Annotated in this window: 13 protein-coding genes; 8 read left to right on the top strand and 5 right to left on the bottom strand. The window is 51.3% G+C overall.

Annotation, left to right across the window (positions count from 1 at the left end; genetic code table 11):
* The first annotated feature begins 83 nt into the window (after nt 1–83).
* Nucleotides 84–986 carry a prepilin peptidase gene (locus QOL41_RS13105; RefSeq protein ID WP_283430124.1) on the top strand — a complete coding sequence of 301 codons (903 nt, stop codon included), beginning with the start codon at nt 84–86 and terminating at the stop codon, nt 984–986.
* 51 nt (nt 987–1,037) lie between these two features.
* Here QOL41_RS13105 and QOL41_RS13110 read toward each other — a convergent pair whose 3' ends face one another.
* Both QOL41_RS13110 and QOL41_RS13115 read right to left on the bottom strand, forming a co-directional pair.
* On the bottom strand, nt 1,038–2,591 hold the full coding sequence (locus QOL41_RS13110) for a LamG-like jellyroll fold domain-containing protein (protein WP_283430125.1): 1,554 nt from the start codon (nt 2,589–2,591) through the stop codon (nt 1,038–1,040).
* A gap of 3 nt (nt 2,592–2,594) precedes the next feature.
* Entirely contained in the window at nt 2,595–3,449 is an 855-nt protein-coding gene (locus QOL41_RS13115) for a TIGR02147 family protein (RefSeq protein WP_173654093.1), read from the bottom strand.
* A 204-nt stretch (nt 3,450–3,653) separates the two neighbouring features.
* Between QOL41_RS13115 and QOL41_RS13120 the strand changes: the two genes are divergently transcribed.
* Nucleotides 3,654–5,705, top strand: coding sequence for an immune inhibitor A domain-containing protein (locus QOL41_RS13120; RefSeq protein WP_283430126.1), 2,052 nt, complete (start codon nt 3,654–3,656; stop codon nt 5,703–5,705).
* Nucleotides 5,706–5,711: 6 nt separating this feature from the next.
* On the opposite strand, the gene QOL41_RS13125 is transcribed toward QOL41_RS13120, so the two are convergent.
* A complete protein-coding gene (locus tag QOL41_RS13125) occupies nt 5,712–6,572 on the bottom strand; it encodes a glycoside hydrolase family 26 protein (RefSeq protein WP_283430127.1) in 861 nt (286 codons plus the stop codon).
* 147 nt (nt 6,573–6,719) lie between these two features.
* On the opposite strand from QOL41_RS13125, the gene QOL41_RS13130 reads away from it, so the two are divergent.
* Both QOL41_RS13130 and QOL41_RS13135 read left to right on the top strand, forming a co-directional pair.
* Nucleotides 6,720–8,039 (top strand): GntR family transcriptional regulator, encoded by a 1,320-nt coding sequence (locus QOL41_RS13130; RefSeq protein WP_283430128.1) that lies wholly within the window; start codon nt 6,720–6,722, stop codon nt 8,037–8,039.
* A complete protein-coding gene (locus QOL41_RS13135; RefSeq protein WP_283430129.1) occupies nt 8,039–8,182 on the top strand; it encodes a hypothetical protein in 144 nt (47 codons plus the stop codon). Before QOL41_RS13130 ends, QOL41_RS13135 begins: the two co-directional genes overlap by 1 nt.
* Before the next feature lie 81 nt (nt 8,183–8,263).
* On the opposite strand, the gene QOL41_RS13140 is transcribed toward QOL41_RS13135, so the two are convergent.
* Nucleotides 8,264–9,751, bottom strand: coding sequence for a glucuronyl esterase domain-containing protein (locus tag QOL41_RS13140; RefSeq protein WP_283430130.1), 1,488 nt, complete (start codon nt 9,749–9,751; stop codon nt 8,264–8,266).
* A gap of 372 nt (nt 9,752–10,123) precedes the next feature.
* On the opposite strand from QOL41_RS13140, the gene QOL41_RS13145 reads away from it, so the two are divergent.
* The 3 genes from QOL41_RS13145 (at nt 10,124) to QOL41_RS13155 (ending at nt 17,574) form a co-directional block, all read left to right on the top strand.
* Nucleotides 10,124–13,033, top strand: a complete 2,910-nt coding sequence (locus QOL41_RS13145; RefSeq protein WP_283430131.1) for a glycoside hydrolase family 43 protein — start codon at nt 10,124–10,126, stop codon at nt 13,031–13,033.
* 108 nt (nt 13,034–13,141) lie between these two features.
* Nucleotides 13,142–15,811, top strand: a complete 2,670-nt coding sequence (locus QOL41_RS13150; protein WP_283430132.1) for a hypothetical protein — start codon at nt 13,142–13,144, stop codon at nt 15,809–15,811.
* 41 nt (nt 15,812–15,852) lie between these two features.
* Nucleotides 15,853–17,574, top strand: coding sequence for an Ig-like domain-containing protein (locus tag QOL41_RS13155; protein ID WP_283430133.1), 1,722 nt, complete (start codon nt 15,853–15,855; stop codon nt 17,572–17,574).
* Nucleotides 17,575–17,639: 65 nt separating this feature from the next.
* On the opposite strand, the gene QOL41_RS13160 is transcribed toward QOL41_RS13155, so the two are convergent.
* Nucleotides 17,640–18,488 (bottom strand): TIGR02147 family protein, encoded by an 849-nt coding sequence (locus QOL41_RS13160; protein WP_072801291.1) that lies wholly within the window; start codon nt 18,486–18,488, stop codon nt 17,640–17,642.
* 129 nt (nt 18,489–18,617) lie between these two features.
* Here QOL41_RS13160 and QOL41_RS13165 point away from each other — a divergent pair, with 129 nt between their 5' ends.
* Nucleotides 18,618–20,246, top strand: coding sequence for a LamG-like jellyroll fold domain-containing protein (locus QOL41_RS13165; protein WP_283430134.1), 1,629 nt, complete (start codon nt 18,618–18,620; stop codon nt 20,244–20,246).
* Nucleotides 20,247–20,394 lie beyond the last annotated feature (148 nt).

The raw sequence follows: 20,394 nt of genomic DNA on the forward strand, positions 1-20,394 counted from the left end.
AATACTAAACAATTTTTACACTTTAAATCTATCTTTTTTATTTGAAAAGCGTGAGTGAAAATTTACACTGAAGGAGCAAGTTTATGGAAGAAATCCCTCTTTGGTATAGTTTGGCGGTATTTTTCGTGCTAGGAGCCTGCGTTGGCAGTTTCTACAATGTGATTGTATACCGCATGCCCCGCGGAATTTCGCTGATAAATCCGCCTTCGCACTGTCCTTTGTGCAAAAAGCATATACCACTATATTATAACTTGCCTATTATAGGTTGGATTATTCTAAGAGGGAAGAGTGCCTGCTGTAAACAGCCCATTAGTATTATATATCCGATTGGGGAAAGCTTGTGCGGTCTTTTGGGGGCTCTGGCCCTCTATGCGGCGACCGGTTTTACCACGAATTTTACGGCTCCGGTACAAAGCCTAGAAGTATGGGCCGATGCTCTGGCGCTTTTTTGGCTGTTGCTTGGCATTTACCCGGTGAGCGCCGTTGACTTTAAGTACAAATTAATTCCTGATTCTATTTCGGTGGGCGGTATTGTCGCTGGCCTTATCATTTCTTTTATCCCGGGCGGCTTGACTCCGGTTGAAAGCATTGTGGGCGCTGTTGCAGCCGGTGGCGGACTTTATTTGCTCGGCTGGGTGGCGACCAAGGTGCTGAACAAGGCTGCCATGGGTTTTGGCGATGTCAAGCTCTTGGCCGGTTTCGGTGCCATCATGGGCGTGACCCGTGCGGTGGAAGTGCTGGTGGTTGCCTCGGTTCTCGGTATCTTGATTATGGTGCCGTACGCAAAGATTGCTGAAAAACGTGCCGCTAAAAAGGCTGTCCAAAGCAAGGCCTCGCAAAATAAAAATGCCTCCGCTGAGGAGGCAGAAGACGAAGGTGCTGGCCAGATTCCGTTTGGCCCGTTTCTTGCAGTGGCCGCCCCGTTTATGTACTTGTGGGGCGATGCTCTTAAAGAGTTGTATATGAAGTTCGTTGTCGGCGAATAAAAATGTACGTTGATTTAATTGAAAATGCTCGCGGTTTCGCGAGCATTTCTTTTATAGATCTTTCTGCATTTCGTAGAATGCGTATAGCCAGGCTTTGAGGCGGTACCAGTTCTTTTCGCCGCTTTGCTTGATGTAATCTCCGAAGGAATAGAACATTACGTCTTGTACCGGGGCGCTACCGGTGTAGATTTCTTCGAGATCGAAGAATTCTGTCGAAAGCTTGATGTCGGTGTCGCGGATGGTTTCTCCGTCGATGGCGATCGTCAAGTGTTTTTTGTGCATGACGAATGAATAGTGGTGGCGTTTGCCGTCGATGACATTTGCCTTGCCGTATTCCATGGAGTCGGTCGAGGCGGTGTCGATTCCGTTATAAATCTTGACGCAGAGCGCGGTAGAATCCTTTTCAGAGCGACGGATTTCAAAGCCTAGGCTGTCGTTGCCCGAATAGAACAGACGGCCGTCTTTTTCGAGGCTATCCAGTTCAAACCAGAAAGAAAGCGCGAAACTGTTGTTGTCGGTAAATACCTTGCGGGTTGTAAGGAGAGAATCGGTTACGGGCTCAGAAACGAATTCGCGAATGCGATCATACGAACTAGGAGCGTTGCCCCAGTTGATATCTCCTTCGAATGCGGTCAACGTCGTGACGGAATCCATTTTGGGAATCACATACCAGGCGTAAAAGGAGTCTTCTGCGAACACTCTGCTGTATCTTGGTCCAAGAAGAATGTTTTTCTGAGCGTCAATAAATTTATCTGTGTAGTAACTGGCGCTTCTTATGTAAGATTTGCTGTTGTACCAGAAATGGATCGGCACTATAAGCGAATCTAGCGAGTATTCACCCAGGGAATCGAACAGGTCTGACTTAGGCAGGGATAGCTCGATATCGTAAAGGCGCTTGATGTTAAGGACGTTGTCTACGAACAATGTGTCGCCGGCATTCAGGTCTAGGTTGACCCCGACGGCGCGGAAATCTTCGCCGTTGGAAATTTCGATTTGTTTTGCGATGTCACCTTCGTTGAACAGCGGTATGTTATTGAGGGTGATGTAGCCTTGATCTAAGTCGTCTTTAGTGATTTGCTTGCAGGCAAGCGTGCCTGTGATGCAGAGCGTGTCGCCCTGGGCGAAAACGCTGACGGAATCGGAATTTTCCCAGATCTTGTAATCTGTCGAAATCTGTAGCGTGGCGGGTTCCTGCACGCTGACATAAACGGTGTCGGTATCGTTCCGTTTCAAGACGTCGACGCCGTAGAGAGTGTCTTTTTCGCCGTTTACCCCTGCTGCTGTAGCGACGACGCTATAGGCTCCGTGTACGTCTTCAAATACGGCAAAGTCGCCGTATTTCACGGTGGTGGAGTCGAATAGTTCTGTTTTGCCGTCTACAATTTTAGTGAGCGCGAAATGGACCGTACCCGATTTCTTGGCGGAAACGTTTATTTCGGAGATTTCTTTTTCAATAGCGAATGCAACCGTGTGGCCCGATTCGGTTTCGGTGAGCACGCCTGCGTGATCCGATTCATGGGAATCGTTCGGTAAAGTACATGCGGTAAAGAGTGTCGCCATAGAGAAGGCGAGCGTTGCAAATTTTGTCGTTTCTCGTCTTGTCATGGTTTACTCCAAATTTGAGAACAGGTGGATGTTCATCTGATAAACGCCATCGGCTTTTTCTTTGTCTTCGCCAATAATGCGGCGGGCCTTCGCCTTGAATTCCTGCAGTTCGGCTTCGAGTTTTTTGTATGCGTCGCTTGAAATGCTGAAGGTAAGCGTGCTCATTACAGTTGGTTGCTTGGGCGGCGTCATGAGGGCTTGCTTCGAAAGTTCGAAACATTGCAATTGGTATTGCTTGATTAAGTCGGCGTTATTGTAGGGGCCGCTACTAATGCTTTCTTTAGTGGGTTTCCAGAATCCGGCTTCGTTTTTGCGGGCGAGTCCGAGTCTTTCCAAGAGGGCGAGGGAATCCTTGAGTTTTCCAAGCGGAACCTTCGGGAAAATTCGCTTTTGCACGGGCGTCATGTCGTCATCTACGTCCATGGCGTCAAGAATTGCAAAAAGGGCGCTGTTATACCAGTGACTGTAGTATTCGTAGGCGTCTTCGTTTAAAATATGCTGCGGATTCGGATGCTGTTTCAAGAGCTCTTGCATCGCGGCATTTCGAATCGTTTCGTTTTTGGCTTGGTCGAGTTCTACCAGGGTTTCGAAATACTTGGCTTCTTTCTTGTCGAGTTCCAGAATTTCGATAAATTTGGCGACCATGCGGGGGGTGACCTTTTTACCTCTGACCACATCGGCGAAGTAGCTACGGCTCTTTTCGAGACCGAGCAAATTGCAGATTTCGGTACGGGTAAAACCGGGTTCCTCTTTGGCGCGGGCAACCTGGTATTCTTCCAAAAATTTGCGGAAGTGCGTAAACTGGTATATGTCTAGAAAACGATTCACGACCTTAATATACATAATTTTTGAGAACATTGTCAAAAAATAATTGTCTTTTCGGGGCTTTGTTATGTTTATCACAAAATGGCCAAAAAGTGAAAAATTGGGGCGTTTTAGGCCATTTTCCTCAAAAAAAGATGATAAAAAAAACGTTTTTGCACAGCGCTAACACGTTTTTACTTGCCGAGAACATACTTTTTATTCCAAAATGGATTATTTTTAAGGAAAAGGATTTTGGGTATGAAAAAGGTGCTATTCATATATATGGTTGCGGCGGTGTGCGCTCTGGTGATTCCGGCAAATGCGCGTCCGGCTGCTCCAGGATTCCAGACAGTTTCCAATAAAGACGGTAGTTCTGTTTCGATTCGTCATTTTGGCGATGAACATTATCACTATACCGAAACCTCCGACGGAATGTTGGTGACGGGTAATGGTGACGGTAGCTATGTGTATGTGGGCGAAGATGGTACCGCAAGCGATGTTATCGCAAAAAACGTGGCTGATCGCACCTCCGAAGAAAAGTCATTCTTGAACAGTTTAAATCAGGAGGCGGTTCATCAGAAGCACCAAGAACTGAATGGGGGCCGATTTCCCGAGGAAGAAGGACTGAACGAAAACGAAAGCTTTAGCCATGCGCCAGTGATGTCTTATAATCAGGATGGCGTGTCTACCAAGATGCTTCGCCGTCCGACTTCTGAAAAGTGGACAACTGGTGAGCGCTGGTTCCCCGTGCTTTTAATCGGGACAACCGACAAGGCTCATGGTGATTCTGCTGAATTCTACAGTTTTTTGAACCAGCCTGGTTACACCAAGAATAATAATGTGGGAAGCCTGCGCGACTATTTCTTGTATGTCTCAGACAGCCTGTTCGACCCGCATTTTGACGTATATCCGATAACGCTTAATAAAGCTTTGACCGACTTTGGAACGGGGGATAACTTTAAGGAAGGGCAGTTTACGGCAATGGGAATTGATTCCCTTGTCAAACGCAGTGATTTTTTGGCAAAGGCTAAAAAATACTGCATGAAAAACTCCAATGTCGATGGTTTTATTTTCTTGTTCCCCGGTATGGAGCAGGACGCCTTGAAACAAAGTGAACTTTTTTGGGGTCACCAGTTCTGGATGCAGAGCAACGGGTCTTCGTCGGGCTGGTTCCCATCGGCATACAAGGCCGGTGGCTATACCTTTGACAAGTACCTGTTTATAGCTCAATATGCCGATGGGTCTCGAAATGGTAAAATCAACAAAATGGGAATTTTCGCCCATGAATTCAGTCATGTGATGGGCTTGAATGATCACTACGGCAAAGATTCGAATAACCGTCAGGTCGATGGCCCGGGTGCCTATGACGTTATGTCGCTTGGCATGTATAACGGAACGACGTTTAACGAAGGCAATGCGCCTATGGGTTATTCCGCTTATGAAAAAGAAATTATGGGTTGGTTGAAGCTGACCGAATTGGAAGCGGACAAGGTATATTCCCTCAAGAAATTGAGCGAAATGCAGGCCTATTCTGTCACAAATCCGAATCAAAACGATGAATACTACATTGTTGAATACCGCCCGGCGGAATCTTATGATTCTTATATAAAGAGCTCTATCAATTGGAACCAACGTGGCAACGGCGTGTATGTGTGGTATATCGATTACGATAAAACGATTTGTGTGACAAACAATAATGCAAATGGCGATATTAATCACCAGCGCGTGGCGATCAAGGCGGTGCAGGCGGCCAAGGGTTATTATGCAGACTTTACCTATGTGAACAAGAGTGGCAGGGCTTCTGTGCCGGGTATTTACAATATTGTGCTAGATGGTGATGAAAGGGCGTGCTTTACGACTTCGCAGGGAATGTCTTTGACGGCTTGCCCCGAAGAATCGAGTTCGTCTGTTGCAAGCTCCAGCAGTGTTGCAAGTTCTAGCAGTGTGGCTAGAAGTTCCAGCAGCATCGCCAGAAGTTCTAGTAGTGTGAAATCGAGTTCTAGCCAGACTGTGGTAAAATCTTCTTCTAGCGAAAAGCTGGAGTCTAGTTCGTCTTCGGCTATTATGGGAATTGCAGCGACTGTTTCTATGTCGCAGGTGCAGTTCTTGCAGGAAGGTCGCTTGCTCCATGTGCTTGCAGATGTTCCTGGCCTCAAGAGTGTGCGCCTGTTCGATATGCAAGGTCACTTGCTCTATTCAGAAAAATTCTCTGGCAGTGCTGTGACGCTTGATCTCGGTGCCGTTGGCCGTGGCGCATTTGTGGTGCGCCTGACGGCTGGCAACAGAGTACTCGCGATGAAAAAACTTTAAATATAATTACTTGGCTATTCCAGCTTTCCAGGCATCCACGGCGGCTTGCGATGTGTTGAGCGCCCAGTCGCCTTCGTAATCCTTGCTTTGGCTGAACCACATTACGGCGAATACTCTAGAAAAGTTTGTCTGGAACTGCTCGAACATGTCGGTAATCCATTCCGCTTTGTTGCCACCTTTTTCAGAACATGAAATTTCTGCAATAAAGAGCGGCTTGTTGATGGTGGAAAGCGCTTCGTAGGATTTTTTGAACACTTGCGTGAAGGTTTGCCAATTAGACCAATCTTGACTCTTGCCCCAGTTGTAGCCGTCGATGGAAATGTAGTCTACGTAATCGTCGCCGGGGTAGTTTCCTGTAAAGGTTGTGCCGTGGCCGTGATTTGAAGCGTTTGTAGTCCACACCCATTTGACATTTGTTACGCTTTCTTCGCGGAATATGTTCACGATATGGCGAAATGCTTCGGCTACGTTTGCATCGGTGTTGCCAGCGTCTTTCTTGCCCACGCCCCAGTCGTACCAGTCGCCATTTGCCTCGTGCAACGGACGTAGCCAAATTTCGTCGCCAAATTCCTTGACTCCCTTCGAAAATTCGCGAATGTAATTATCGGTCTTGCCGTCGACAATGTCTTGTGCTCCGTAGCCATTTGGCATCCATGTAATCACCAGTGTCGAACCGTTTGCCTTGGCAACATCGGCATATTGCTTCACGTTGTCCCAGTCGTTGATGTCGAACAGTGCGAAATGGTTGATGAGGTCAAGATGGCTGCCTTGCAAATCTTGAAATGCCTGTACGTTTTCGGCTGTGGGCTGCGGGGTTTCACCTGGGCCGCCGACCCAGGCGCCGATCTGGAATGCAAGTGTGTTCATAGGCGGGATTCCTGGCGTAAAGAGAGTTGTCCATCTTTTTTTTGTAAAATAAATATGAAATTTCCCTTTGCTCGCGAAACTTGTTTATATTTGAATCAAAGTGTATCTAGTGTTCCTGATGGTAGGCATTAAGCGGTAGGAAACAATATGAAAGTCGAAGATTTTTGCAAATGGCTTGAATCTGCTGGGTTCAAAGATGGGGACAGACTCCCTTCTGTGCGTGATGTTGCCTCGTCTTCGGGGGCGTCAACGTGTACCGTTTTCCGCGCGTATAAAAAAATGGTGGAAGAGGGGAAAATCTATGCCGAGCACGGGAATGGTCATTTTTGGGGGCGAAAACCCGAATTTGCCGTTGACGTGCATGAACGCGAAAGCGATCGATTGGAACGACTGCTATTGGAAGCGTGGAAATCCGGAAGAATTTCAACGAATGGCCCACTTCCCTCCATCAAGGAACTGAGCTCGACGTTTGAAACTTTGTCGAGTCAAATGCAGCGTGCACTAGAGGCGTTACGTGGTAAAGGGGTACTTAAACGCAGGGGAAAAGGACGCTACTATTTCGTTAGTGCACAGCCCTCCTCGATGAAGTCTAAGGAAATCTTGTTGATTATGCGTTGCAATCCGAGTGGCGATTTTAATTGTCTCGGTGAACGAGAACTCCTGTTTGTGCAGAAGGTGTACGCAGAAGCTCACCGCAATAATCTTAAGGTCAAACTACTTGGTTATTTTGAAAAAACGGGGGCCTTCCTGGATGCGAGCGGCAATCGTGTCGAGATGGAAAATTTCCGCGAATGTTTCGGAGCGATTATCTCGACAATGCTAGTGTTCAACATGAACAGACTGTTTGCTGAACTTGCTCGCACACGGTTCCCTGTGGCAGTGTGGTGGGAACACTCGCTTTCAACGATTCCACGTGCGCTCAAAAGTGAAAAACGTTACGCATTTTTCAACCTCGCCTTTGGTGAATTTCCGGGGCGTGCGGTGGGACGATTCTTGAAGGAACGTGGTGTGGCGAGCGTGGCGTATGTTTCGCCATACCATTCCAGTTCTTGGTCCATTGACCGTTTGCATGGGCTAAAAAGGGCGGGATTACACGTGTACGAGGCTACCGATGCAACGCATGCAAGTCCGTTTGATTTTATGCGTGAATCTCGTTCCAAGTCTCATTTCAGAAGCATCCTGTTGTCGCTTGCTAAAACTATTCCGTCCGTAGATGCTTGGGTGGTGGCAAATGACTATGTGGGCGCGGAACTGCTTTCGCTCATAAAGCAGGGAAAACTCAAAAAGCCGCCTTACATGGTGTCATTTGACAATTCTACGGACAGCTACCGCATTCGCCTTGATTCTTTCGAATTCAACTTTGAATCGCTTGCCGCGCAGTCCATATACCACCTGATTTCTCCGGGCGTCACCTTGTATAAATCGAACGATTTCCGCGAGCTTTCGGGCCGCGTGGTGGAAAAATAATGAGCCATCACGGGGTTGTTCTCGATGGTAGCGGCAACGTAGCCGTCGGTCAAGTAGTCGGTGGTGGTGGCGCCCGTATGTGCCGGAAGTCCGCCCGAAACCAACTTATTGGGGGTGATGGCGTTGGCGGTGCTGCATGTTAATGTCGCTATAATTGCTGTTGTCGCAATTATTCAAGAATATCTGTTGAAAACGGCTCATCATTGAATGATGGACGTTATCATCTAGAATCCTGTATAGCTGAACGATTTGTAACCGAACTTTTGACCGCAACTGCTGACAAATACCGCTGTCAACTTACCGACTCGGATGCCTGCCAGGCTTCCGCCTTTTTCGCCGAATTCACGGACGAGATTTCCCTGCAAGTCGAATAAGCGAACCTTCGTGCCCTCGGGTGCACCTTGTACATGCAAGAAACCGTTTGATACAAACATGTTCATTGACGGAGCGAGGTGTGCCATCTTCAGGGAGGTCTTCGAAGTGTCCTGTTTGGAAGTGTCCTGCACGGTCGTGTCCTGCTTGGAAGTGTCCGGCTTGGCTTCTTCGTACGGGAGCGAAGGCGTTTCCCAGTCAATCCAGTCGCCATAGTTGTCAATCTTGAAACCCTTGCCGTTCGTGGGCTTGACGTGAATATCGGTATTGGCACTCTTGCCGCGCAGGAACTTGTCGACAAATGCTGTCACGGTGTTGTTCTGGCTGCTGGCTGCCTGGCAATGCTCGTGGCCGCCGGTAAAGTCAAAGCCGATGCGGTCCTCGATGCCCATGGACTTCCACACTTCGCTTGCTACCATCATGGACTTGTAGCCCGATTCGTCGCCCAGCCATTCGTAGCCGGGGTTTCCGAGCGCAACCACCGCACGCGGGGCAATCATCGCGATGAGTTCGTGGTGATCGTGCGGGAGCTTGTACGGGTCTTGGCTCTTGAGGCTCTGCATGAACCAGCTGTAGTTTGTGTTGTCGATTTTTTCGATGTTCGTGCCGCGGCTTGCGAAGTCTGCGGAAGTGCGCCACGAGTTGATGCCGCCGCCACCCGATTCCTGGGCAATGGTGAGCGTCACGCGTTCGTCAAAGGCGCCTGCGAAGAGTGCCATCTTGCCCGCATAGGAACAACCTGTGACTGCAATTTTGCTCATGTCCAGGTGGTACTGGTCGGCAATTTGCGCAAGGCCGTCAATCAGGCGGCTTACGCCCCAAGACCATGCGGAATAGTCACCGTTCTGGTTTTTGTTGCCGTAGAACTTGTAGAAGCCCACGTTCGTGTCCTTCTGACCGTTCATGGAGTATTTCGCCACCTGGTCGTGGCTGAAAGGCACCTGCACAAAGCCGCTGAACAGGCTCGAGGAAAGCGACCCCGTACCGCTATTCATGCCGATGATAATCGGGTGCGGGCCGTTGCCAGACGGAATGTTGAATTTCGATGTGATCGTCATCGTCTTGCCGCCTTCCTTGACGGTGACCGTAAGGGTGCCGCCGCTGTAAGTGGCGCTCACGTCGGAAGGAATCGGCTTGTCGCCAATTTCGTACTTTTCGATATCGGCCTTGATTTCGTTACGGCGCTTGCTCCAGTCGCCATACTTGGTGACCTTGGAGCCGTCGTGGAATTCGAATGGGTTGGGGAGTTTTCTATTGCTCTTAAGTTCGCCCGCCTTGGCGCCAAGATCCTTGCCGCGGTTTTCGGTGTCGAAATTAAGCGGTATTTCTGCAAATACCATAGAACATAAACCAAAAAGAAGCGCCGTATGGAGGCCCTTTTTCATGTTTCACTCCTTTCGCCAAACAGAAACCCAAACCCATTGTGTTAAACAACCTTAATTATAATGGGTACTTTAAATATATGCTTGAATAGCATAGATATGGTGTTCAAATTCTTTTTACTGTGGACAAGTATGTCCACATGTTTCGTGTCGTAGTCTGTGGGCTTAAAAGTAGGTCGTTTTGGAAATGAATTTTTGTAAAACGTGGACTTTTTTTTAATAAAAGTGTTGTAAAAACATCATCAAATTGTTTAAAACTATTGTAAAACTATTGACTTTTAATTGCAAAAAGTGTAGATTTTTTATATATTCTCTGGAAAGGAGTGTGGTATGGGTGTATTGGAAACATTCAGGGCGGCGTGTGTCGCCTTATCTCTCGCGGCTGTTGCCGCATTTGCGGCCTCGGTCGCCGTTCACGATCCTTCCGTCATTGTGGTCTATAAGGACGCGGGCGGGAATTCGTATCCTGAAAACGATGCGGCCAAGTCGCGGACGAAGTATTATTACATATTCGGGACCATGAACGGGGCGGCATATTCCCGCGATATGCTGGACTGGACCCCGTTTACGCCGCAGCTTTCGAGGGGCGGCACGGTGTATGTCACTGGCAACGAGGCTAGGGACGATTACTACAGCGTGTTCAAGGCGGAAGCCGACTATGCGGAACATACGAATTCCGCGACCGCCAAGGGGAACCTGTGGGCGCCCGATATCGTGTGGAACAAGAAGCTGAAAAAGTGGTGCCTGTACTTTTCGATGGCGGGCGAGGACTGGAAAAGTTCCATTGTGCTCCTGACATCCGACAAGATCGAGGGACCGTACGAGTACAAGGGTGCGGTCGTCTACGGCGGGATGGACAAGCAGACGGCGGGTTCTGCCGCCAATGCCGACTACGCGAAGGTGACCGGTTCTTCGACAATCGACGAGCGTTACTATATCGCGAACAACGGTGTCACTAATTTGGGCAAGTGGGATGGCGGCTATGGTTCCAGCTGCATCGACCCGAACGTGTTCTACGACGAGGACGGAAACCTGTGGCTCCTGTACGGTTCGTGGAGCGGCGGGCTTTTCCTGGTCAAGCTCGATGAGTCTACCGGTCTCAGGGACTATTCGTACAAGTACGGGAACAACGGCGCTGCCAAGTGGAGCGGGACTTCGATGCTCGAGGACCCTTACATGGGCATCCACGTGGGTGGCGGTTATTATGTGAGTGGCGAGGGTTCGTACATCCAGTATTTCAAGGATGCGGACGGCAATGGCTACTACTACCTGTTCGTGAGTTACGGGTTCTATTCACCCGAGGGCGGCTACACCATGCGCGTGTTCCGCAGCAAGGACGTGAAGGGACCCTATGTCGATGTGGATGGGACTCCTGCGATTTTTGAAAAGTTTATCCTGAACTATTGGGGCAATACCGACCGCGGATTCCCGATTGTCGCGAATTACCGCTGGAGTTTCTGGGCCGAAGACCGGGCCGAAATTGCGGACGGGCACAATTCGCTGTTGCGCGACGACGATGGCGGCATGTACCTGGTTTATCACCGCAAGTTCAACAACCATACGGGTTGGCACAATGTCGAGACTCACCAGCTGTTCTTTAACAGAATGGGCTGGATTGTGGCGGCACCTTTTGAGTATCACGAGGGTTACGGGCTACCGGCGCGTGCGCTCGACCGCAGCGATATCGCGGGCCCGTACAAGGTGATTATGCATAACCCGCCTAGGAACAACCCGCAGACCTGGGAAGATTCTGTGGCGGTGAACCAGGAACAGGACATGCAGCTCAATGCCGACGGTACGGTGACAGGCGCCTACACGGGAACCTGGGATTACGACTATGCGAAGGGCCGGAGCTACGTGACGCTTACTCTGGGTGGAACTGTCTACGAGGGTGTGGAGCTTGACCAGTTGCAGAACGATATGAGCAAGCGGACGCTTACGTTCTCGGCGATGAACAAGGCGGGGAACCGTGCCTTCTGGGGTTACCGTGTGCCGAAAACCGAAGTGCTGCAGGATGCCCGCTATTACGGCGACAGCGTGAAGGTCGTTGGGAAAAAGGACTTTAGCACGGCATGGGATGCCTATGACGAATTTGAGTCCGTGAAGGTAAGCGGGAACTTTGTCGCGGAATTTGAATTCAGGAACAAGGTAAAGAGCGGAGCCGAAAACTGGAACAACTGGGTGCTCGTCTTTAGGAACGGTGGCGACATGTGGTACCTGCGTGCCGACGGCTATTCCGTGGAAACGCTCGGTGGAGAAAATACGGTGCACTACTGGAACGCCTGGGGTGAAAACTGGGATGCCTTCAAGAAGATGTACGACGGTGCAAAAGTCCGCCTGCGTGCAGAAAAGGACGGCTACCTGATAAATGTGTATGCGTTCTTGCGCGGTGCGGCGAAGGATGGATCCGACTCGCTAGTGTATGCGGTTACGGCTACGGGGACACCGGTTGGTGATTACGAAATATTGCTCGGTGCCGACGCGGCGTCGCTCGAGTTGAGCCGCGTTGCCTACGGGACGCTTGAAAATCGCATCGTGGCGGGTACGATAAACGACGGTGGCGAATACAATGTAGCGTTCAATGCGCAGAAGACGGCTGAATACAAGGTCTCGGGCGACTTTAGCGCAACATTCCGCTTTATGAATTACGGAAACAAGCCGGTTTACGGGCTTGCCGATGCGAACAAGGTGAACAACTGGGACAATTACATTGTGCGTGCGACTGCCGGCGGGGCGACAACGCTGTTGCGTGCCGATGCCTTTGCGATGGATAACGCGGGGACGTTCGATTACGATTTCGACTGGAACTGGGACGATTTCGCTGGCATCATGCGCAACGCCGAAGTGGTGATGGATGTCTCGCGCGAAAAGGATGTCGTTACCTACTCGGCCCGCATCACGGCGCAAGATGGCAAGGCGTATCACTACAAGGCGGTAAACAGGGGCACATCGACTGCCGAGATGTTGCTCGGGTTTACTTGTGAGAAGAGTGTGGTCGACCTGCTTTCGGTTTCCGTGAATAGCGTGGCGGGCGACAGCACGCAAATCCAGGTGGAAGATCCTGATTCTTCGACCACGTCGTTTGCGGTTCGCAATGGCGTTGAAACGGGACGCAGCCTGCAGGATATGCGTGGCGCGAAGGTTTACGATGTGCGCGGGCGCCTGTTGGGAACTGCGGACAGCCCGCGGGTAAAGGAAATGCGTTTGCGCAAGGCCCGACGGCCCGTTTTTGCGAAGTAACAAAAGCACCGCAGGTGCCCGCCGTAGTCTGCGGACAACTGGAAATTTCTTTTACCCTACCTCCGGAGCAAATCCGAGGGTATTTTTGTGGGCAGAAAGGAGTTATGTATGGGATGTTTGAACTCTATTCGCGTATTGGGCCTCTCGGCGGCGCTTGCCTTTGCCGCATCGCCCGTCATCAAGGTCGATTTTGACATGAACGGGCGCAATTCGAGTGAAGTGACGGAACCGAATTACGTGCCTTGGGTGGTTTCAGGTGTTTCCTCCAAGGACACGTCCCTTTCGGGGGTGAAGGTGAATGTTTCTGGTAGCGGAAATCTTAAGGCGAATTGGTACAAGGCCGGGGTGCAGTCCCCAAGCTATGCACGCCTTGTATGCGATGGCGTGATGGTCGAAGGTGGCGGGGCGATTACGCTCACCTTCTCGAATCTTGCGGCAGGGACGCACAGCCTCCTTTTGTACCTGAACAATGTCGATGGGACGGCGGTAAGCAACAGCATCGATGTCTATGTGAACAACTCGAAGCAGGCGTCGGTCAAGCCCACGAATCGTGCGCTCTCGACAGGCGAGGCGGCGATTGCCTACGTGACTTTTAATGTAAGCGGTACGGGTGCCTCGACCGCGATAAAGTTGAATACGGGTACGGTTACTCTGAACGGCTTTGAACTGAACGTGCCCAATGCGGCGGCACAGGCGACAGGGCCTTCGCCTGCGGATTTGGATTATCACGCTCCGCACGAAAGCGGGGCGCTGACGCTTTCGTGGACGGCGGCGAAGTCGGCCGTAAAGCATCGCGTCTATTTCGGGACGGATTCGGCGGCTGTGCTTGCGGCAACGCCCTCGAGCACTGCGGTTTACATGGGTGAACAATCCGGCAGTTCGTATAAGGTGAGCGGAACGACTCCGCTCCAGACATATTACTGGCGCGTAGATGAGGTCGATGCGAACGGAACGGCTACGGCAGGGAATGTCTGGTCGTTCAGGCCGGGCCGCCTCGCGTTCGAGGGTGCCGAAGGTTATGGCCGCAACGCCCTGGGTGGCCGCGGCGGCAAGGTGGTGTACGTGACGAACCTGAACGATGACGGTGCTGGCTCCTTGCGCGAGGCGTGCACGGCGGAAATTGGCCCGCGTACCATCATGTTCAAGGTGTCGGGCATGATCCAGCTGAAATCGCGCCTGGTCTGCAATCAGGATTACGTGACGATTGCGGGGCAGACGGCTCCCGGCAAGGGAATTACCATCAAGAGCGCTCCCATCGGGTTCACGGGCAAGGATATGGTTATCCGCTTCATGCGCGTGCGCCTGGGTTACGGTGCCACTTACGACGGCATGGGGCTCACCGGTGGCGACCACAGCATATTGGACCATGCGAGCATTAGCTGGACGATTGACGAAGCCTTCAGTAGCCGAGGCGGCAAGAACCTTACGCTGCAGCGCACGCTGATTTCGGAAGCCTTGAACATTGCGGACCACCAGAACTATGCAGCGGGAACGGGGCACGGGTACGCGGCGACTATCGGCGGCGATATCGGCAGTTTCCACCACAACCTACTTGCGCACAATGCGGGCCGAAACTGGAGCCTGGGCGGTGGCCTCGACGGGAACGGCTACTATGCGGGTCGCCTCGACATATTCAACAACGTTGTCTATAACTGGGTGAGCCGCGTGACCGATGGTGGTGCGCACGAGGTGAACTTCGTGGGCAATTACTACAAGGAGGGCGCCGCCACTACCTTGCACGGCTATACATTGCGCGCGCAGTTCGAAGGTACGGGCAAAGGCTCGCAGGCGTATTACTACCACAACAACGTTCTCGAGGCTGCGGGCGGCAAGTTTACCTGCGACGGCACCAACGACAATTGCGGTCGCGAGTATTCGCTTTCCGGCGGGCAGGTGCTGGATTGGGAACCTTGGAACAGCAAGCCTTTCTTTGCCTCGTATGCGACTGTCCAGAGCGCGAAGGCCGCCTACAAGGATGTGCTGAGCGATGTGGGCCAGCGCATGCCTGTACTTGACAATCACGACACCCGCGTGATAAACGAGACCAAGAACGGAACCTACAGCATGAAGGGGTCCGTGGGCGGCATGGCGGGCATTCCCGATCGCGAAACCGACGTGAAGGATACGGCGAACATCAAGGGCTGGGAGCCTTACCCGAGCGAAATCCGGGCCGACGACTACGACAGCGATTTGGACGGGCTTCCGGACTGGTGGGAAAATATGTATGGCTACAATCCGAAATCCAAGAGCGGGGACTTTAGCGATGCGAACAGGGACCGCCTGGGCGATGGCTGGACGGAACTGGAACGCTACCTGGAATGGATGGCCCGCGCGCACTACACCTTCGCGAAGGGCGAAACCCAGACGATTGATCTTGCTCAATTTACCAAAGGCTATGACAATGGAACCTATACCGTTTCTGCCCCCACGGGTGTGACCGCAACCGTGAACGGCTCCAAGATGACGGTAAAACTTACCGAAAACTTTGGCGGCGTAGGCTACGTGAAGTTTACGCTGAAGGACAACGCGGGCGATACCTTTAGCCGCTACATCGGCGTGACGCAGGGACTTGCCGTGAACGCTTCGCAGGACGGACAAGACGAAAACGACACGACATCTGTTGTCGCGGGCGATACGACTGCGACAGGAGATTCCACGACAACATCGTTAAGGCCGCGTGCGCAGAGAAAGCATGTAAATGGCCTTGGACGCATTTACGACACGCAGGGACGCCTCTTGAAGCAGCGAAAACATAGGGGCTTTTACCTGACGCGATAAATTTTTAGTATAATAAGATGAAAGGATGGTCGATTATGGGAATGTTTGGTACAAAAACGGCTGTTTCTGCGCTTTGCCTAACAGTGTTTGGTTTTATCGGGGCAGGTGCCGAGCCGCTGGCTTTTCCGGAGGCGCTCGGTTTTGGCGCGCAGGTCACGGGTGGCCGTGGCGGCAGTGTTTATCACGTAACGAACCTGAACGATGACGGTGCGGGTTCTTTCCGCGATGCGGTGAGCCAGGGCAACCGTATTGTGGTCTTTGACGTGGGTGGCATCATCAACATCAAGACGGCGGTTTCTATCAAGAGTAACATTACCATCGCGGGGCAGACGGCTCCGGGCGAGGGGATCGCCATTCACGGCGGCAAGCTCAGTACCGGTAAACAGAGCAACATCATCATCCGTTACCTGCGTATACGCCCGGGCGAAAATACCGCCTCCGAAAAGGATGATGCGCTCAATCTTTACGATGCGAAGAACGTGATTGTGGATCACTGCTCGGTGGAACTTGCTCCGTGGAACAATTTCGGCGGAAGTTCTGATAATAAGGATTATCGCGTTACGGGCATTACGGTGCAGAACTCGCTGATTGCAAACCCTATCGGGCAACAGTTCGGCGCGCACATCGAATCGGTGGATGGCACTTGGGCGTGGTACTACAACGCCTTCGTGAATACGCATAACCGAAATCCGCTTGACAAGATTAACGACGTGTTCGTGAACAATATCCTCTACAACTTCGAGGCGGGCTACACGACACATACGAGCACGCATTTCAATCACGATATCGTGAACAACTACTTTGTCTATGGCCCGAAGGGGAGTAACCCGTGGTTCCAGGTGGACAAGAACCAGAGTATCTACGCGAGCGGCAACATGATCGACACGGACCGCGACGGAAAACTGAACGGCGGGCCTTCTAGTATTTACTACTACCAGGGCGTGGGCGAGGAACTTTTGAAACCTTGGAGCGAACTTACGACGAGCGGCCCGATGCTCAGTGCGGCAAGCGCTTGGCGCTATGTGACGTCGCAGAGCGGCGTGCTCCCGTACGACGATATTGATTCCCTGATATGGCACCAGGTGGGGACACTTGGGAAAGAAGGAGCCCTAGTGAAAAGCGTTGGTGCCATGGGAATCAAAACCAATAACGGCTGGGGCGAAGTGATGGCAGGGAAGACCGCGACCGATTCCGACAAGGACGGCATGCCCGATTACTTTGAAGACGCGATGGGTTACGACAAGTCGAAAGACGATGCCATGACCAAAGAAAGCGATGGCTATGTGCGCATCGAGAAGTATATCAACTGGCTGGGCGCCATGCACGCGTCGGTTGCGGGCGGCACTCTCGATTTTGACCTGCGCACGATTACGCGCGGGTTCAAGGACGTGGCTCCGGCCTACAGCGTGTCTGCGGCCGAAAACGGAACCGTAGAACTTGCGGGAGACGGCTATACGGCGCGCTTTGCGCCTAGGGCGAATTTCAGCGGGCTTGCCTCGTTCAAGTACACCGTGAAGGGTAACGACGATACCGAATATACGGGCCGCGTCGAGGTGCTTGTGGAAAAATCTGCTGAAGCGGATTCGACTACTACGCGCCTCGCTGACAAGTATCATCTTCGTGCAGAAGCTGTTACGGTAGGCGTCTTTGACATGAACGGCCATTATGTGGGCGTGACTACGCAGGGACTTCCGCAAAGCCGCTACATTGTCCGCCAGAAGGTGAATGGCCGAATTTTAAATAAGCTGTTCCGGAAAGACTAAATTGATAGAACCAAACAAGGCGTCCCGACGAATGTCGGGGCGTTTTTTATAAAGATTATGGAAAATTATTTCCCGCCGACGGGGAACAGTGCAAATTCCAGTTGGAAAACTTTATCGCTCCCTTCGTCTTCTTCGGCGAGGAGCGCGATTTCTTTACGGAAGGCGTTGATTCGCTCTACAATGCGTTCGTAGCCTTCTTGGCTGATTCCAAGCGTAAGGCCCGAAACATGGCGCGTGCCAGGAGCGTCGCGGTCAATGGAATCTGCAGCGAGCTTTAGGCAATTCTGGTGATAGCCGCGGAGTGCGAGTTTCGAGGTGCGATCGCCGGTGGTAATGGCACTTTCGGTCAGCACGTACTTGCCCGATTCATCTTTCTTGATGAGTTGACATTCTTCGAGTAGCTTTACGGACTGTTTTGCCTGTTCGACAGTGATGTTCGGACGAACTTGCTTGGCGAGCGCCTCGTAGTTGCCGTCAAAACCGAACATTCCGATAAGGCTGCGGATCGTGAGATGCCGCCAGTCGGAATATACCATGTACTGAGCATGCCCGAGCAGGTGCTGCTTTTCGGCGAATCGTACGACTTTGAGTACGGCCTGCATTTGCTCGAAGGCGGCGTTGCGTTCGTCGGTTGTTTCGGCCTGGTTGAACTTGACAAGCGCTACGAAAAATTCGGTTTCGTGCTTGCCGAGGCGAAGCCCCGAAGCCACTTTGGGAATGCTTTGGCTCGAAAGGTTTTTGTCGCCGTTCATGACGCGGCTAATAAAGTCCTTGGCCTTGAAACCGATCTTGTCCGAAAACACGCGAAGCGAAAAGGCGGGGTTCGCCTCTTTCTTTGCGTTGTAGTAATCTTTCAAAAATTCCCGGTAATCCAGGTATTCGAAGATCCTTTTTGTCGGTTTCTTTTCGCCCATGCCTTAAATGTAAGAAAAATGGTTGCGAAGAGGGGTGATAGTGCAATATTCCCGTTGTCTAGAAACAACGCGTTATAATAGGGAATATTTGTTTTCCTTTTTAGCGAAACTATATTTATATTAGTGGTGATGGATACTTTGAAATACTTTTTAGCGGGTTTCGTTGCCTTTTTTGTTGGTTGTTCTTCGGACAGCCAAGTGGCGGGCAATAGTGCCGAAACGGGTTCCCCGGAACTCGCGGGTATCTTGGTGCTTGACAATGGTAAGCCTGCCGCCCGTACGAAAGTTCAGTGTGTGCCGGGCAACTACAACATCATTGCCGCAAGCGAGGCTGAACAGGTTCTGCCTTCCGCGTTCGAAACCGAAACGGATGAAAACGGCAACTACGAATTCGATTCCATCCCGGCGGGCAGTTTCTCTCTCGAGGCTTTCCATCAAGAATCGGGCCAGATGCTTCTAGTGCAGGACCTGAGTGCCGAAGAGGACGAGCCCCTTGCTGTAAATGACACCTTGCGTAATTCCGGAACGGTCAAGCTTCTCGTATCGGGCGCGTTCCGCGAAAACCAGGGTGGCGAAGCCATCGTTATCGGGACGACAATTCGCAGAAGGGTTTCTGTGCAGAACGGGAAAATCGTGGTCGATAGCCTCCCGGCAGACACGTTTGAACTTATTGTTTACATGGATGGCATGAGTCCGTTTGGATTTAAGGATGTTTCCGTAAAGCCTGAAGAGACTACAGTCTGGGGCGATTCGGTGACGTACACATTGAAAGCTCCGCTCGCGCTCCCCGAAGAAATCGATTCGCTCGGCACCGTCGTGAGCGATTTCCCGCTGGCCATTCGCTTGACGAAAAAAGAAATTGCTTTCGATTCTGCGGAGGTGGTGAACGGCCGCTGGGAGGCCGTGCGCATTTCGCAGGACGGAAACCGCAGCAAGAAACTCCCTATTGCGCGAACCTACTTTGATGCTCATGCCAAAGAGGCTGTGTTCTGGGTGCGTGTCGATTCGCTGAATATTTCAGATTCTCTGGAACTCCATTTTGACAACACCATGAACCCCGCGTACGCAAAGGATGTGTTCCCCACGAACCGCAGCTATTCTTTGGTGTGGCATTTCGATAGCGGCCTTGAACCTGTAGGCGATGGAGCGGAAAAGGGATACTTCGAAGGTCTGCCGACAGGGGCCGTGGCTGCCGACGGTGTTGTTGGTAGGGGAGTGGAACTTGATGAAGGCGATGTTATTGTCGTCGAGAATTCGAGTGCGGCTGATTCCTCGCGCAAGGTGAACTTGAATTACGACGGTAGCGAATATTTCTGCTTCTCGGTGTGGGTAAAACTTGACAATCTCGAAGAAAAACAGACCATCTTTGAAAAGTCCAAGGAATATGCGTTGCGCTATGATCCGGAGAAGGGCTTTGTGGTTGACCTCTGGGTTCCCGATACGAGTTCCGATTCAATAAAATACGCCTGGGTGTCTGGAACGTCTGATATTAAGGCGGGCGAGTGGGTCTATGTTGCCTTCAGCCGCCACACGACTTCGCAGTCCAATTTCTACGTGAACGACCGCAAGATTGAAACGGAGCCGGAACAAATCGCTTGGACGGGCGTCCGTGAACTGGCCGACTTCAAAGTGGGCGGCTTTACCGGCATGATTGACGAACTCATGCTTGGGAGCTGTTACCGCGATGACGACTGGACGCGCCTTACCTACCTGAACCAGCGTCCCGAAAATTACTGGCCAGCCCTTTCGGCCCGCTAGGCGTAATCCATAAATAATTATTTTTTTTTTGTAAAAATGAGAACATTTTTGCAAAAAAATCGCTGTATCTATTGACTTTGCGAAAAGAATAACTTATATTCTGTTTTGATATTTTGAGAACATTTTTGAGAACGGGAATGAATGTTTG

It is taken from the genome of Fibrobacter sp. UWB10, from assembly GCF_900182935.1.
Taxonomy (GTDB): Bacteria; Fibrobacterota; Fibrobacteria; order Fibrobacterales; family Fibrobacteraceae; genus Fibrobacter; species Fibrobacter succinogenes_O.

What these genes read in the sequence shown, in the direction of transcription:
- QOL41_RS13105 (WP_283430124.1), top strand. Translation starts at nt 84, where the DNA reads ATGGAAGAAATCCCTCTTTGGTATAGTTTGGCGGTATTTTTCGTGCTA.
- QOL41_RS13110 (WP_283430125.1), bottom strand. Translation starts at nt 2,591, where the DNA reads ATGACAAGACGAGAAACGACAAAATTTGCAACGCTCGCCTTCTCTATG.
- QOL41_RS13115 (WP_173654093.1), bottom strand. Translation starts at nt 3,449, where the DNA reads ATGTTCTCAAAAATTATGTATATTAAGGTCGTGAATCGTTTTCTAGAC.
- QOL41_RS13120 (WP_283430126.1), top strand. Translation starts at nt 3,654, where the DNA reads ATGAAAAAGGTGCTATTCATATATATGGTTGCGGCGGTGTGCGCTCTG.
- QOL41_RS13125 (WP_283430127.1), bottom strand. Translation starts at nt 6,572, where the DNA reads ATGAACACACTTGCATTCCAGATCGGCGCCTGGGTCGGCGGCCCAGGT.
- QOL41_RS13130 (WP_283430128.1), top strand. Translation starts at nt 6,720, where the DNA reads ATGAAAGTCGAAGATTTTTGCAAATGGCTTGAATCTGCTGGGTTCAAA.
- QOL41_RS13135 (WP_283430129.1), top strand. Translation starts at nt 8,039, where the DNA reads ATGAGCCATCACGGGGTTGTTCTCGATGGTAGCGGCAACGTAGCCGTC.
- QOL41_RS13140 (WP_283430130.1), bottom strand. Translation starts at nt 9,751, where the DNA reads ATGGTATTTGCAGAAATACCGCTTAATTTCGACACCGAAAACCGCGGC.
- QOL41_RS13145 (WP_283430131.1), top strand. Translation starts at nt 10,124, where the DNA reads ATGGGTGTATTGGAAACATTCAGGGCGGCGTGTGTCGCCTTATCTCTC.
- QOL41_RS13150 (WP_283430132.1), top strand. Translation starts at nt 13,142, where the DNA reads ATGGGATGTTTGAACTCTATTCGCGTATTGGGCCTCTCGGCGGCGCTT.
- QOL41_RS13155 (WP_283430133.1), top strand. Translation starts at nt 15,853, where the DNA reads ATGTTTGGTACAAAAACGGCTGTTTCTGCGCTTTGCCTAACAGTGTTT.
- QOL41_RS13160 (WP_072801291.1), bottom strand. Translation starts at nt 18,488, where the DNA reads ATGGGCGAAAAGAAACCGACAAAAAGGATCTTCGAATACCTGGATTAC.
- QOL41_RS13165 (WP_283430134.1), top strand. Translation starts at nt 18,618, where the DNA reads ATGGATACTTTGAAATACTTTTTAGCGGGTTTCGTTGCCTTTTTTGTT.